The following is a 14,323-nucleotide window of genomic DNA, read 5'->3' as shown; positions in this document are numbered from 1 at the left end:
TCGAAAACAAAACGCCCGATCAGTAAGTCGGGCGTTCGTAAAATTTGTTAATAATGAGCCTGTACTAAACCTCCAGGAGGCTACGGGATTTATTCCCACTCAATCGTAGCTGGGGGTTTGGACGAAATGTCATATACCACCCGATTGACGCCTTTCACCCGGTTGATGATTTCGTTCGATATATCCGCCAGAAATTCATAAGGCAAATGGGCCCAGTCGGCAGTCATCCCATCCACACTGGTTACGGCCCGTAGGGCCACCACACGCTCGTACGTACGTTCGTCGCCCATAACGCCAACCGATTGTACGGGTAGCAGAATCGCACCTGCCTGCCATACTTTATCGTAAAGTCCTTCGCGTTTCAGACCGTCGATAAATAGGGCATCTACCTGTTGCAGAATCGCTACCTTTTCGGGCGTAATATCACCCAGAATCCGAATGGCCAGCCCTGGACCGGGGAAGGGGTGGCGTCCCAGAATGAAATCGGGGAGGCCGAGTGTCCGACCAACGGCCCGCACTTCGTCTTTAAAAAGGGTATTCAGCGGCTCGACGACTTTAAGCTTCATAAAATCGGGGAGGCCGCCCACATTATGGTGCGATTTGATGGTGGCCGAAGGGCCTTTTACAGAAACAGACTCGATCACGTCGGGGTAGATGGTACCCTGCCCCAGCCACGAAACCCCTTCGATCAGGTGCGCTTCATGGTCGAATACATCGATGAACGTTTTGCCAATGGCTTTCCGCTTGGCTTCGGGATCGGTCAAACCCTCCAGAGCGGTGTAGAATCGGTCTTTGGCATTCACGCCTTTGACGTTTAGACCCAGCGTTTTGTACGATTCCAATACCGTTTCGAATTCGTCTTTTCGCAGCACGCCATTGTCAACGAAAATGCAATACAGATTACTGCCAATGGCCTGATGAATCAGCATGGCGGCAACGGATGAGTCGACTCCGCCCGACAGGCCCAGCACGACTTTATCATGACCAAGTTTTTGCTTCAGTTGGGCCACCGTGCTTTCGACAAACGACTCGGATGTCCAGTTCTGGGCACAGCCGCAAATGTCGACGACGAAGTTATGGAGCAGCGTTTTACCCTGTAAGGAATGGGTCACTTCGGGGTGGAACTGGATTCCATAGGTAGGCTCACCCTCAATGTGGAAAGCTGCTACGCGAACCGTGTCGGTCGAAGCGATAATGCTGAAATTCTCGGGAACGCTGGTAATTGTGTCGGCGTGCGACATCCAGACCTGCGAGTGCTGATCGATGCCTTTCAGCAACGGACTGCTCGTATCGACCGTGCCGAGTTTGGCCCGGCCATATTCTCGAATAGACGAAGGTTGTACTTCGCCCCCGCTGGTATGTGCCAGCAATTGAGCGCCATAACATACGCCTAAAATAGGCAGTTTATGCCGGAAGGCGGCCAAATGAACCTCGGGCGCATCGGCATCACGCACGGACGATGGACTCCCTGAAAGAATGATGCCCTTGACGTCAGCCGTGATTGTTGGGATGTGATTATACGGATGGATTTCGCAGTAAACGTTCAGTTCGCGTACCCGGCGGGCAATGAGTTGGGTGTATTGCGAACCAAAATCCAGAATCAGAATTTGTTCGGTGGCCATGAATTGGTCTCTAAAATGCAAAGTTAGAGCATTTTTCGTTTGACCAACTCAAATTTCACCACAAAAAGCGATTAAGCCTTGGCGTACTGTGGTATCGATACTACGGTTTGATCAGGTAATCGGTTCGGACGAACCGACTGCACGAGGTTTTCCAAAGCCTCATGATGGCAGATCAATAAATGTACATTTAAGGTTTGGCAGGTAGCCAGATGGTAAACGACGTTCCCTGATCGGGTACACTGTCGAAGGTTAATTGGCCAGAATGACCTTTCGTGATGATGTCGTAACTGAGCGATAAACCCAAGCCTGTTCCCTGACCCGTAGGTTTAGTGGTAAAAAACGGGTTGAAAACTTTTTCCCGAACGGTATCGGGTATGCCAGTGCCATTGTCCTGAATCGTAATCGTAACTCCCGTTGCCTCCTGCTGGGTGCTGACAACAACGGTCGGCTGATAGCCAGCGGAGTCGGTTCGGGAAGCCCGTTCACGAACGGCGTAGAAGGCGTTGTTGAATAAATTGAGCAATACCCGGCCCAGGTCCTGAGCAACAACCGATACCCGACTGAGGCCAGGGTCGAAATGGGTTTCCAGGTGAGCGTTAAACTGCTTGTCGGATGCGCGCAGACCGTGGTAAGACAAGCGGAGGTATTCATCACAGAGGGCATTCAGGTCGGTTGGCTCGCGCTGGCCGGTATTGATGCGGGCATGACCCAGCATACCTTTAATGATACTGGCCGCCCGGTTGCCATGTTGCCTGATCCTTTGCAGGTTACCAGCCAGATCATCCATTAGTTCTTCTTCCAGCGTCGGGTCACGATCGGCCCCCTTCTGTTGTTCGTCCCGTAGTTCGTCCAGTAATTCTTCCGACACTTCGGCAAAGTTGTTGACGAAATTGAGCGGGTTTTGGATTTCGTGGGCTATGCCCGCAGTCAGTTCGCCCAGGCTGGCCATTTTTTCGCGTTGAATCAGTTGTTGCTGGGTTTCGCGAAGGTCGGTCAGAGATTGTGTCAGCTCGGCCGTTCGTTGGGTTACCTGTTGTTCAAGGGTTTCGTTTTGCCGGGTCAGGATACTTTCTTTTTCGGCAGATAATTGTTGAACCTCTATCAGTCGTTCTTCCAGGTTTCGGTTCGTCTGGGCATGCTCGCGGGCCAGAATAGTCGCAAATGTGATTGGAAGGGTCAGGAAAAAGAGCAGGTTCGTAATGGCCGACAGGATCAGGTTATTGACCGGGAAATAAGTCGATAGCCACCAGCTCATAAATCCACCAACCAGCAGAATGACCAGCATAACCAGAATACTACCAAGCATAAACCGGGCATTTACGTGTTTGGCGCGAATGGCATTGATGCTGACCCGAATGCCATCGGCAAATAGACCCGTAATGGCCAGAATGGATAACACACTGGCGATCTGCCACGAAGAAAAGATCGACATAATAAATCGGGGAATAATGAGCAATACTCCCTCGATCAGCAAAAACCAGGATAAAGGCTGAAGCAGATAAACGTAGTACGTAACCAGCAGCATCAGCATAAATAGGGACATAAATAAGCCTTGGCCCAAAATAATCCACTCGCCGATGGATGGATCCGTAATGCTTCCCATCGACTCAACGAGGGTAATACAAAGCGCCCCGAAAAGCATGGTCAATCCAAATACCAGATTAACCCGTTTTCGACGGTAATAATAGTAGAGGAAGTGAATAACGCCCAGCATGAGAAAGATCCCTACCACCAGATAATTGCCAAGGGATTGGGTATACAGTCGGCGAAACTGACTCACTGCCAGATTCTGCGCTTCATACAATGTGATTCGAAATACCGGCAGGGTTAAATAAAGAAACTTAGGGGAATACCAGGGAGGCTGTTGCTGCGAGAGACGTACTGCCAGTACATGACGGCCAGGAGCCAGGGGAGGCAGCACATAGATTGCCTGATCAGATGGGGTATAGGCTTGTTGAGCCTGATACGTTGAACCGACCTGCCCCAGCCGTTGCCATAGAGAGCCGTCTATATAAATGGCCGAAGCGCCAGCCTGATTGAGGGTAGCTGCCAGCGAAATAGGGTGAGCGGTTGCCGTAATTGTGAACGTATGGCGTAACCAGCCCAATGGATAGTCTTTTACCGTTTCCAGACGAGAGATGGCCCGCCCAGGCCGGATGCTATCCCACCGACTGTCATCGAAGGAAGGGTTAGCCCAGGCCGGATTATCGCCGGGATGCCAGCGCCAACCCGTTGATAGGGGCAAACCATCGGTCAGCAGGCTGTCGATCTGACTTGCTGATTGCGCATAAACGGACAGCTTGCCCAGCATCGACAGCACCAGCAGCAGTCGGGCTGTCGAAGGAAAGCGTAGTCGAATCATCGACCAAATGGGCTGATGCGTAGAATCGGGAGTAATCATTGACCAGTTAATCCCTGTAAAACTCTTACTTTTACGTTGTAGAACAAAATAATAGTCGGACCGACTGACGACTCAACTTGAACGTTCCTGTTTTTTTAGCCCGCAAGGTTCGCCACGCGCCAGAGGGCAGTTTTTCGGCTACAGTTACCCGAATCGGCATTGGCAGTATTGCGCTGGGTTTAGCCATTCTGATTGTAGCCTTTGCGGTACTATACGGGTTTAAACACACCATTCAGCAGAAAATCTTTCTGTTTGGTGCGCATCTAGGGGTGAGCAAATTCACCAACAACATGTCGTATGAAGAAACCGCTTTACCGCTTCATTCCAGCCTCTACGATGACAGTACGAAGATTCCGGGCGTTCGGCACATTCAGGCGGTGGCGCTGAAAGCAGGCATTCTTAAAACCAAAGCCGAGCTGAGCGGGGTGATTCTGAAAGGAGTGGGCCGCGATTACGACTGGAACCTGTTCCGGGGCTCGCTGGTAGCTGGAAAATTTCCCGTGGTTGGTGCCGATACGGGTTCAGGGTCGACCCAACTGCTGCTGAGTCAGTATATGGCCAATCAGTTGGGCGTTGGTGTAGGCGAAAGTGTACCGTTGTATTTTCTGGGAAATGCGCCCCGTGCCCGAAAAATGACCATTGTCGGGATTTACGATACGGGGTTGGAGGAGGTCGATAAAACCATTGCGCTAGGCGACATTCGACTCATTCAGCGACTGAATCGCTGGGGGCCCGATTCGGTGGGGAGCTACGAAATTTTTGTCAGGGATTTTGCCCGGCTCGACCAGACAGCCGCGAGTGTTTTTCAGGCTCTATCGCCCGACATGCGCCTGACTCGTGTAACCGATCAGTATCGCCCCCTGTTCGACTGGATGCTCCTGCTCGACCGCAATATGGTTATCCTGCTGAGTCTGATTACGTTTATTGCGTCGTTCAACATGATTTCGGTCCTGCTGGTGCTCATGATGGAGCGAACGCCCATGATTGGTTTACTAAAAGCATTGGGGGCTGCCAATCCACTTATCCGACGCATGTTTGTGTTTGTGGGGCTCAACATGGTAAGCTGGGGTCTCTTGATTGGTAACGTGGTCGGTTTGGGGCTGTGTTACATTCAGGACCGTTTCAAGCTGATTCCGCTCGATCCTAAGAATTACTTCATGAATTACGTACCCATCGTATGGGACTGGCCGACGATCCTGGCCTTGAACGGAGGAACCGTTTTGCTGATTGCGCTGGTGCTTTGGTTCCCGACATTTATCATTAACCGGATTCAGCCGGTGAAGGCGCTGGCCTTTAAGAAGTAAGTCTACTCTAGTATTTGCCGATTGGCTGTAACCATTGCGACTCAAGGAAGTTTCCAGCGAAACTGAATTGAAATGAGCGTTAACAGATGTCGGGCTTTGGCGGCCATCGCGGCTTATGCAGTCGTACTCGTGTATACCCATTCCTTTGGCCAGCAGCCCCCAGCCACAGTATCAATGCATCAGGCCACAGGCCCGGTTGATGCGTTTCTGCAAAAACAGATAAGCGAACGGCAAATCACTGGGCTTCAGGTAGCGGTGGTTCAGCATGGTAAACTAGTACTGTCGAAGTCGTATGGCATGGCCAATGTGCAGGACAAAGTCCCAGTTACCAACCAGAGTATTTTTCCGATCAACTCCTGCACCAAAGCGTTTACGGGCGTAGCGATCATCCAACTCGTGGAAGAAGGGAAAGTGGACCTCTCGGCTCCGGTATCCCGCTATCTGGATGGTCTTCCACCAGCCTGGCAACCCGTCATGATCCGGCAGTTGTTGACGCATGTTTCGGGACTGCCCGACATCAACCGGATTCTGAATCCCGGTACCTACGGACTGGAAGGGATTGGCTCTGAAGAAGCGGCTTTTGCCAGGATTCAGACGTTTCCGATGGATTTTCCGACCGGAACCCAGTTCAGCTATAACCAGACCAACTACCTACTGCTCGGTAAAATCATCGACAAATTTCGGGCGAAACCGTTTGCTGAGGTGTTCAAAGAACGTCAGTTCGATGTAGTGGGCATGCCTGGTACGGGCTTTGGCGATTCGCGCGATGTGATTCCGGGTATGGTGCAGTCGTATCGGTACGTGACGAACCTGGATGGCAAAGTGTTGAGCGAGCAAAAACTGATTGTCAATTACGCGGAGTTTCCACCCATGCGCCGAACGGCTTCGGGCATGAACAGCACGGCAGAAGATATGGCTCGCTGGATTATGGCGTTGCAACGGGGCGATTTGTTGAAAACAAAGGAAGCGTTAAAAACGCTCTGGACGCCAGGTACATACAACAACGGAAGCCCTACTCAATGGGCACTCGGCTGGATGGTGAAGCCACGGCCTGGTCACGATGCCATTGTGATTACTGGGGGAGGCCGCTCAGCTATGTTTGTATATCCCACCGATGACCTGGCGATTGTGGTCCTGACGAATCTGGCAGGCTCGTACCCCGAAGAGTTTGTGGATGAGCTGGCGGGGTACTTTAATCCGGTCATTCCTGCATCCGATCCGATTACAGCCCTGCGTATGCCATTGGAGAAGCGGGGTTTCGATCAGGCATCAGCCGTCTTTGCAGACCTCAAAAAGATAAATCCGGGTTTTCTGCCGACCGAAACGGATCTGAATGATTGGGGGTATCGACTGCTGAATGGGCAGCGAAAACCGAAAGAGGCATTGGAAATTTTTAAACTTATTGTTAGCCAATATCCCGATAGCTGGAATGCCTATGACAGCCTGGGCGAAGCTCTGTTGAAGAATGGCCTGAAAGCAGAAGCCATCCGTATGTATCAGAAATCGGTCGCGCTCAATCCCGATAATCAGAACGGTAAAAAGATGCTGGAACGAATGATGAAGTAAGAATACAAAAAAACGCTGAGAACACAGAGGAATAGGAAAGCGCTGTGTTCTCAGCGTTTTAGCTACCCTATAATCGTTCCTCAAATAACTTCAGAATGCGCTTGTACTCATCCATCCAACTGGTCGGCTCCACAAAACCGTGATCCTCGACGGGGTAGGCGGCAACTTCCCAATTCTCTTTTCGCAGTTCGATCAGCCGCTGAATGAGCCGGACAGTATCCTGAAAATGAACGTTCACATCGACCATACCGTGGCAGATGAGCAGATAATTTTTTAGCCCTTCGGCAAAGTTGATCGGCGACGATAAACGGTACGAGAGCGAATCCAACTGCGGCTCATTCAGGATATTAGCTGTATAACCGTGATTATAGGCCGCCCAGTCGGTTACAGGACGAAGTGCCGCTCCGGCTTTGAATACATCAGGGGTCGTAAACATCGCCATCAGGGTGATAAACCCACCATAGGAACCACCGTAAATCCCAATCCGGTTCGCATCCACACCTTGTGTCTGCACCAGCCATTTGGCCGCATCGACATGGTCGTCTAAATCCTTACCGCCCATGTGCCGATAGATCCCCGTTCGCCAGTCGCGGCCGTAGCCAGCACTGGCCCGATAGTCGATGTCCAGTACAGTATAGCCCTTGTCGGTGAGGAGGTTATGGAACATGTATTCGCGGAAATACTGGCTCCACCATTTGTGGGCATTCTGTAAATAACCCGCTCCATGAACGAATACGACGGCTTTTCCACTTGCTTTAGCTGGTTTATAGAGTCGGGCATAAATCGTCTGTCCATCGCGGGCGGGGATGGTTACCATAGCCGGTTCGCGCCAGGGGTATTTTTTGAAATCAGCTGTAGGAGAGTCGGTGAGTTTAAGCGCATCTTTCCCGAGGTCTCCCTTTTTCGCATCGGCTTTGAGGTCGGTGACGTAAAGCTCCCAGGGCTGGTTGCTCGACGAGTAGCGAATCGCCATCCGGGTTTCGTTGGGGGCGAGGGTTACATCATTGGCTCCAGGCATTGTTGTGAGCCGAACCCGTTCCCCACCCGTAACCGCCATCCGGTAGTAGTGCTGTTCGCCAGGATGAACCTCATTAGTTTGCAGGAAAAAGAATTTTTTATCTTTCGACAACTGCACCTGCTGAACTTCAAACTTGCCCGATGTCAGTTGTTTTTTCTCGCCCGTCAACACATTAACTGTATAGATGTGCGAATAGCCATCTGCTTCCGACTGAAACCAGATCGTTTGATTATCGGCCAGAAAATTCATGTTACCCGCCGATGGTCCAAATCCCTGAATACCCGGTCCGCCAATCCAGGCATCGTCATGTTGTCGGTCAAGAACCGTTAGTTTTAAGGTTTCGGCCGGGCTTGCGTTCAAGTCGAGCCGCATGATCCAGCGGTCCTTGTTGTCGAACGACCGGGCGGTTACCACGGCCAGTTTACCATCGTCCGACCAAAGAACCGCGGTCATGGTGACTGGACGCATTTTTTTGGTCGTATCCGCTTTAGTTTTGGCTGTCGATTTCAGATAAGCGGGTTGGTCATAAATACCCGGAATCGCTTTCAGGCTGACGGTCCGTACGGTGTCTTTGACCCGATCATAGACAAAAAACTCCTGTACAGCGGCCGGAGCCCCTACTTTGGTACGGGCGGCAATTTCTTCGGTATAACCCGATTCGGTTACGTAATTGGGAACCTGAGCGGTTTTAGCATTCGACGCACTTTTGGAAAGCCGATACGTAATGAACCGACCATCGGGGCTGAGTTGTGGACTTTGTAACTGCCGCTCGTCCAGGTAAATTTCTTTCGGGCGTTTGGGGCGGTCGGCTTTGCTGATGCGTTCGCCTTCTTCCTTTTTCTCCTTCCGTTCGGTCAAAACCGTCGAAAGTCTTAGGGCATCCTGTTTCAGAAATTTCTCCTCATCGGTGGGTTTAGGGTCGGGCTTTTTGGAGCCGGGGCGGAAATCGGTAAGCTGCTCCAGTTGCCCGGTTTTCAGGTCGATACTGAATAAATTATTGCTACGGCGGAATATGACCCGTTGTTCGTCTCCCGAAAAATTCGGGTCATTTTCTACCTCAACGGTATTCGTCAGTTGCCGGATTCCCCCCGTTTTGACATCGAGTAGATACAGATCGCCCTGCTTGTCGAACAGTCGTTGTGTGTACGCCCGGTTGTAGGCGGCTACGGGGGGAGTTGGTAACGCCCGACGCTCGGCCGGGCTGACTTTTACAGGTTTTGATGCCGTAAGTGCTTTGCCTTTTGCAGTTGGCGAGAAGGTTACCTTATAGAGCGAATCGCTTTTGGCCTTTTCGGGGTTCCAGTTAAAATAGAGCGTTTGGGAGTCTTCGGACCAGAATGGATTCGATGGGGCTGTGCCGACCCAGTTTTTAGGGTCCTGCATGATGGTTTCGATGGTGAGTTGCGGAAGCTCCGGTGTTCCCGATGTTTTGGGCGCTGATTGGGCAAGCGCCGATGCCGTAAAAAGTGTGAGTGGCCAGTAAAAGAGGTGTTTCATGAAAAAATAGAGTAAGCAGATGAAGGGAAAGCCTGAAATTAGGAAGAAAAGGGCGAATCGCTTACTTTTCGGCGTGAAAACGCGCATTAATCCGGCCATAGAACCCATTGTGAGGGAGTTTAAAACCGCCCTGCAGACGCTTTACGGCGATCGTCTGCACGATGTGGTGCTGTATGGCTCCTATGCCAGGGGCGACTACGACGACGAATCGGATATTGACCTAATGGTGCTGCTGAATGACGAAAACGTAAATACTTATGCTGAGATTCGGAGTCTAATCGATATTGAAACCGATCTTTTGTTACGTTATAATATCGCTATTTCGCCTTTACCCGTCTCGTATCAAAAATATACTAAATCTTATGCCGGGGTTTATCAGGAAGCTCGCAAGGAAGGAATAATTGTATGAAAGAACAAGTGGAGCGTTTTCTTGAACATGCCCAGTTTGCTCTGGACGATGCTGATTATTTATACCATGGTGGGCGTATACTAGCTGTTGCTAATAGGGCCTATTATGCAATCTTTTATTGCGTTGGTGCTTTGCTGGCGTCACAAGGAGTCTATACAAAAAAACATCAGGCAGCCCGGGCAAAATTCAGCGAACTATTTATAAAAACGGGTCGATTCAATGTGCAAGCCAGCAAAATTGTTGGTAATAATTTCGCGGCCCGTCAGTCAGCAGACTATGATATGGAAGCTTTTCTAAGCGACGAAGAAGCAAAGCTTTTGTTAGACGATGCCCGAACATTCTACGAACTGACGATTACTTATTTTGAACAAAACCCTATAGTTTAAGCACATAGTAGCTGGAAAATAAAGTTAAAACGCTTATGCATTACGTTGTACACGCATACGACCACACCGATTCGGCCGCGCTGGATCGGCGGATGGCGGCCCGTCCGGCTCATTTTGAGTATGTCCGTCAGTTGAAAGAAAGAGGGGAGTTTATTTTAGGCGGTGCCCTGCTGGACCCCGATGGTAAAATGATTGGGTCTATGTTACTGCTTAATCTCGAATCGCAGGAGAGATTGGATGATTACTTGCAAAATGACCCGTATATTGTGCAGGGCGTTTGGGAAACTATTGATGTAAAGCCCTTCCGGCAGGCAAGTGTATAAACGAATAATGAAAAATGTAAAATGAACGATTGTTTGATGCTCAGTGCACTGTAATAAAAGCTTTTGTCGACAAAAAAATGCTAGAAAATTAAATTACACTGTATTCAGCAGGCTACATTGTTCATTTTACATTATCCATTTACTTAATGACCTACAACCTATTTTGATACAGGCAGCAATATTTGATATGGATGGCCTTCTGGTGGATTCGGAACCCCACTGGCGGGCTATGGAGCGCGAGGTATTTGCCACAGTTGGATTATACCTAACCGATGAAGAGTGCAAACAAACTACTGGATTACCCATTCTGGATGTCGTACATTACTGGTTTGCCCGTCGTCCGTGGGCAGATCCGGCAGTACCAGGGCGAGGGTTTCAGGAACTGGCCGACGCCATTACCGAAGGAGTGCATGAGCGAATTGCGCACAGGGCCGAACCAATGCCAGGGGCTATTGAAACGCTGAATTTTTTCGCCCGGCAGGGTATTCCAACCGCCATTGCTTCGGCATCGCCCATGAGTCTGATTGAAGTAGTGGTGGATCGACTTGGTATCCGGCAATCACTCGTACTCTGGCATTCGGCAACGCTGGAAGCGCGCAATAAACCGGCACCCGATGTATATTTAGGAACGGCTCGTAAACTTGGGCTACTACCTGCCGATTGCCTGGCTTTTGAAGACTCCGGAAACGGATTGAAGTCGGCGCATAGTGCGGGGATGCGAACAGTGGCTGTACCCGGTGCCTTTGAATTGAATGACCCAAAATTTTCTATAGCTGATGTAATTCTCCCTTCCTTGACCGAATTTTCGGCGACGTTATTCGATACCCTACAAACCACAGAAAACTATTCCTAACGTGTTAATAGTGCCTGGCACATCCTAAACCCTCATGCGTATTTACCAACTTGACGCGTTTACCGATCAATTGTTTGCCGGTAATCCGGCGGCTGTTATACCGTTGACCGATTGGCTTCCTGATGAACGGCTACAGCAAATCGCAACTGAAAATAATCTGGCCGAAACGGCATTCTATGTAAAAACCGACCAGAAAGACACCTATCATATCCGTTGGTTTACGCCTACCATCGAAGTCGATCTATGCGGGCATGCTACCCTCGCTACGGGGTATGTGTTGTTCTTTCTGGAAGATACGGGCCTGGGCGATCAGGTGTTTTTTACCTCCCGCTCGGGTATGCTGAAAGTGTGCCGTAGTGACGATGGCTGGCTGACACTCGATTTTCCGGCCGATGTGGTCAACAAAGCCAACTTACAACCACCGGCGTTAATCAGTAGTGTAAAGGAAAGACCCCTGGAAATTTATAAGGGTAAAACCGATTATATGCTGGTCTACAAAACGCAGGAGCAGATTGAGGGCCTGGAGCCTGATTTTCGGGAAATGAATACCGTTCCGGCGCGGGGCGTTATTGTGACCGCACCCGCCAAGGCGGATTCAGGCATTGATTTTGTTGCCCGGTTTTTCGGCCCACAGGCCGGTATTGACGAAGATCCCGTAACGGGCTCTGCCTATACTACGCTGATGCCTTATTGGTCCGAACGATTGGGAAAAACGGAGTTGTCGGCCCGCCAACTGTCAAAACGGGGAGGCTTTATTCGGTGTAAATTGAATGATGATGGAACCAACCCCGCTCGTGTCGATATTTCAGGACAGGTACAGTTATACATGACCGGCGAGATTCATCATTGAACCAACCGATTGTTCAGTAAGAATAGTTGGTACGGATATACAGGCCGGAAGCGTTGACGCTTCCGGCCTGTTACGTTTAAGAAGTATCAATTATTTTAATTTGTAATAAATCTAAACAAGCTTACCTTTGTGTCAGAAAACAACAAAGCTTCATGAGTACTGATTTGCTGGCCGCTGACTATACCGTTGTGTTGAACGATACCAAAACATTGATTCAGACCAATCCTTTCCTGGGGAATGAATGCATCCTGAAAAAGTGCTGCAAGAAGTACAAGAAAGGAAAGCGCTGTAAAAAGTGCCCGGATTGATCCGACGGGTTTTGCTCAGCGAACCCTTTTCTGCATCTTCGCCGGATGGAAATACAGTACACATCCGTTTCTGAGCTACCCCAGGAGCCGGTTCTCTCATCCCTGGTCGATCTGCTTACCGTTGTTTTTTTCAATCGATCCCGCTCCAAATTAATCGCCGAACTAACGTATCAGCAATCCCGTACGGGCCTGCAAATGCAATTGGCCCTGGTCGACGGTCGGGTGGTTGGCTGCAAATTAGGGTATGAACGGAAGAAGGGCCATTATTATAGCTGGCTTGGTGGAGTCCATCCCGACTTTAGAGGGCATGGAATTGCGTCGGAACTGATGCGCCGACAACACGACTGGTGCCGGACACAGAAGTATCATACCGTTCGGACGCAGACCTACAATCAGTGGCGTTCCATGCTTAGTCTGAACATTCGCTTTGGGTTTGATATCATTGGGGTTACGCAGGGAAAGCGTGGACTGGCCATTGTGCTGGAGAAAAAAGTATAAGCCAGTACAGGATTGTCGTTTGCTGATCGTCCTTATCCTTTCTCTCTTTTGAACCCAACGTTCCGTTTTCTTGTCTCTAGGCAGAGATGCACCTTTATTTGCACATACCGTTTTGTAAGCAGGCTTGCCACTATTGCGACTTTCATTTTAGTACGAGTATGCGCCTGAAACCGGCTTTAGTCGAGGCCATTTGTACTGAAATTCGTCTTCAGAAAGCGTACCTGTCTGCCACAGCCTTGGAAACGGTTTATCTGGGTGGCGGAACGCCCTCGATTCTGACGGAAAATGAACTGGCGCAGATTTTTGAGACAATCCGCAACCAGTTTGATCTGGTACCCCATGCGGAAATAACGCTGGAGGCTAACCCGGACGATCTGAGCCGGGAAAAACTGACGATGCTGCGTCGGTATGTCAATCGGTTGAGTATTGGTATTCAGACATTTGACGAGCCAACACTTCGCTGGATGAACCGCGCCCACTCTGCTACAGAAGCCGAAAATTGTGTTGGCCTGGCCCGAGAAGCAGGATTTGAGAACCTGAGCGTCGATCTGATTTATGGGATTCCAAATCGTGATAGTGCCTGCTGGCAACAGGATCTGGAAAAAATGCTGGCCCTGACCGTACCCCATCTTTCGGCGTATGCGCTGACCATTGAGCCCGACACCGCTTTCGGACGATGGCAACAAAAAGGGAAGCTACCCCCAGCCGATGAAGCCCTGGCCGCCGATCAGTTTGAGGAACTGACCCAGGCTTTGATTCAGAGCGGTTACGAGCACTATGAAATCTCAAATTTCGCCCGTGCCGATCAGAAGGGAGTGGTGCAGTATGCCCGGCATAATACGGCCTATTGGCAACGCAAACCCTATCTGGGTGTAGGCCCCAGTGCTCATTCCTACAATGGTTTTTCGCGGCAATACAATATTGCCAACAATGCACGTTATATCGCTGTCATTCAACAGGGCGAAGTACCCGCTGAACGCGAAGAATTAACCGTTGCCGATCAGGTGAATGACTATCTGCTAACCGGATTACGGACTCAGTGGGGCTGCTCACTAACTGAATTGAACAAATTGCTGGGAATGGATTTTACACACCAACAGGCGGAAGACCTGTCGGCCATGTTTGCATCAGGCTGGCTTGTCTGCGAGGGCGACTGGCTGCGTCTGACCAAGGCGGGCAAGCTGTTTGCCGACCGGGTTGCTGCAACTTTATTTGTGGAGTAGGAGGGGAGTGTGTTGTGCCGTAGGGCCCCGCTTTTTCGGGGATTTTGGTTTTATTCGCTAAAAGA

Annotated in this window: 13 protein-coding genes; 10 read left to right on the top strand and 3 right to left on the bottom strand. The window is 50.2% G+C overall.

Annotated features, from left to right (window positions below; genetic code table 11):
- Positions 1 to 89: 89 nt before the first annotated feature.
- The gene (guaA, locus tag B153_RS0119740; RefSeq protein ID WP_020598471.1) at positions 90 to 1,622 is read right to left on the bottom strand and encodes a glutamine-hydrolyzing GMP synthase; all 1,533 of its coding nucleotides are present in this window, start codon (positions 1,620 to 1,622) and stop codon (positions 90 to 92) included.
- 187 nt (positions 1,623 to 1,809) lie between these two features.
- Positions 1,810 to 4,023 carry an ATP-binding protein gene (locus B153_RS36785; RefSeq protein ID WP_020598470.1) on the bottom strand — a complete coding sequence of 738 codons (2,214 nt, stop codon included), beginning with the start codon at positions 4,021 to 4,023 and terminating at the stop codon, positions 1,810 to 1,812.
- Between the two features lie 77 nt (positions 4,024 to 4,100).
- Between B153_RS36785 and B153_RS0119730 the strand changes: the two genes are divergently transcribed.
- Both B153_RS0119730 and B153_RS0119725 read left to right on the top strand, forming a co-directional pair.
- Positions 4,101 to 5,327: an ABC transporter permease gene (locus tag B153_RS0119730; RefSeq protein ID WP_020598469.1), complete on the top strand. Its 1,227-nt coding sequence runs from the start codon at positions 4,101 to 4,103 to the stop codon at positions 5,325 to 5,327.
- Positions 5,328 to 5,399: 72 nt separating this feature from the next.
- Positions 5,400 to 6,893, top strand: a complete 1,494-nt coding sequence (locus tag B153_RS0119725) for a serine hydrolase domain-containing protein (protein ID WP_026262288.1) — start codon at positions 5,400 to 5,402, stop codon at positions 6,891 to 6,893.
- A 67-nt stretch (positions 6,894 to 6,960) separates the two neighbouring features.
- Here the strand turns inward: B153_RS0119725 and B153_RS0119720 are convergent, their stop codons facing one another.
- Positions 6,961 to 9,408 carry a prolyl oligopeptidase family serine peptidase gene (locus B153_RS0119720; RefSeq protein ID WP_020598467.1) on the bottom strand — a complete coding sequence of 816 codons (2,448 nt, stop codon included), beginning with the start codon at positions 9,406 to 9,408 and terminating at the stop codon, positions 6,961 to 6,963.
- Positions 9,409 to 9,481: 73 nt separating this feature from the next.
- On the opposite strand from B153_RS0119720, the gene B153_RS0119715 reads away from it, so the two are divergent.
- The 8 genes from B153_RS0119715 to hemW all read left to right on the top strand — a co-directional run bounded on the left by B153_RS0119715 (position 9,482) and on the right by hemW (position 14,258).
- The gene (locus B153_RS0119715; protein WP_026262287.1) at positions 9,482 to 9,817 is read left to right on the top strand and encodes a nucleotidyltransferase domain-containing protein; all 336 of its coding nucleotides are present in this window, start codon (positions 9,482 to 9,484) and stop codon (positions 9,815 to 9,817) included.
- The gene (locus tag B153_RS0119710) at positions 9,814 to 10,203 is read left to right on the top strand and encodes a HEPN domain-containing protein (RefSeq protein WP_020598465.1); all 390 of its coding nucleotides are present in this window, start codon (positions 9,814 to 9,816) and stop codon (positions 10,201 to 10,203) included. Before B153_RS0119715 ends, B153_RS0119710 begins: the two co-directional genes overlap by 4 nt.
- Before the next feature lie 35 nt (positions 10,204 to 10,238).
- Positions 10,239 to 10,526: a YciI family protein gene (locus B153_RS0119705; RefSeq protein WP_020598464.1), complete on the top strand. Its 288-nt coding sequence runs from the start codon at positions 10,239 to 10,241 to the stop codon at positions 10,524 to 10,526.
- Between the two features lie 163 nt (positions 10,527 to 10,689).
- The gene (gene hxpB / locus B153_RS0119700) at positions 10,690 to 11,379 is read left to right on the top strand and encodes a hexitol phosphatase HxpB (RefSeq protein WP_083928227.1); all 690 of its coding nucleotides are present in this window, start codon (positions 10,690 to 10,692) and stop codon (positions 11,377 to 11,379) included.
- A 34-nt stretch (positions 11,380 to 11,413) separates the two neighbouring features.
- A complete protein-coding gene (locus B153_RS0119695) occupies positions 11,414 to 12,229 on the top strand; it encodes a PhzF family phenazine biosynthesis protein (RefSeq protein WP_020598462.1) in 816 nt (271 codons plus the stop codon).
- Positions 12,230 to 12,381: 152 nt separating this feature from the next.
- On the top strand, positions 12,382 to 12,537 hold the full coding sequence (locus B153_RS38035; protein ID WP_020598461.1) for a hypothetical protein: 156 nt from the start codon (positions 12,382 to 12,384) through the stop codon (positions 12,535 to 12,537).
- A 45-nt stretch (positions 12,538 to 12,582) separates the two neighbouring features.
- Positions 12,583 to 13,035: a GNAT family N-acetyltransferase gene (locus B153_RS0119685; protein ID WP_020598460.1), complete on the top strand. Its 453-nt coding sequence runs from the start codon at positions 12,583 to 12,585 to the stop codon at positions 13,033 to 13,035.
- A gap of 86 nt (positions 13,036 to 13,121) precedes the next feature.
- The gene (gene hemW / locus B153_RS0119680; protein WP_026262286.1) at positions 13,122 to 14,258 is read left to right on the top strand and encodes a radical SAM family heme chaperone HemW; all 1,137 of its coding nucleotides are present in this window, start codon (positions 13,122 to 13,124) and stop codon (positions 14,256 to 14,258) included.
- The last annotated feature ends 65 nt before the right edge of the window (positions 14,259 to 14,323 follow it).

It is taken from the genome of Spirosoma panaciterrae DSM 21099 (assembly GCF_000374025.1).
Taxonomy (GTDB): Bacteria; Bacteroidota; Bacteroidia; order Cytophagales; family Spirosomataceae; genus Spirosoma; species Spirosoma panaciterrae.
The sequence above is the reverse complement of the archived record's forward strand: the minus strand, read 5'-3'. Positions and strand labels throughout refer to the sequence as shown.

Excerpts from the sequence above, each read along its gene's own strand:
- guaA (WP_020598471.1), bottom strand. The coding sequence starts at position 1,622 with ATGGCCACCGAACAAATTCTGATTCTGGATTTTGGTTCGCAATACACC.
- B153_RS36785 (WP_020598470.1), bottom strand. The coding sequence starts at position 4,023 with ATGATTACTCCCGATTCTACGCATCAGCCCATTTGGTCGATGATTCGA.
- B153_RS0119725 (WP_026262288.1), top strand. The coding sequence starts at position 5,400 with ATGAGCGTTAACAGATGTCGGGCTTTGGCGGCCATCGCGGCTTATGCA.
- B153_RS0119720 (WP_020598467.1), bottom strand. The coding sequence starts at position 9,408 with ATGAAACACCTCTTTTACTGGCCACTCACACTTTTTACGGCATCGGCG.
- B153_RS0119710 (WP_020598465.1), top strand. The coding sequence starts at position 9,814 with ATGAAAGAACAAGTGGAGCGTTTTCTTGAACATGCCCAGTTTGCTCTG.
- B153_RS0119705 (WP_020598464.1), top strand. The coding sequence starts at position 10,239 with ATGCATTACGTTGTACACGCATACGACCACACCGATTCGGCCGCGCTG.
- B153_RS0119695 (WP_020598462.1), top strand. The coding sequence starts at position 11,414 with ATGCGTATTTACCAACTTGACGCGTTTACCGATCAATTGTTTGCCGGT.
- B153_RS38035 (WP_020598461.1), top strand. The coding sequence starts at position 12,382 with ATGAGTACTGATTTGCTGGCCGCTGACTATACCGTTGTGTTGAACGAT.
- B153_RS0119685 (WP_020598460.1), top strand. The coding sequence starts at position 12,583 with ATGGAAATACAGTACACATCCGTTTCTGAGCTACCCCAGGAGCCGGTT.
- hemW (WP_026262286.1), top strand. The coding sequence starts at position 13,122 with ATGCACCTTTATTTGCACATACCGTTTTGTAAGCAGGCTTGCCACTAT.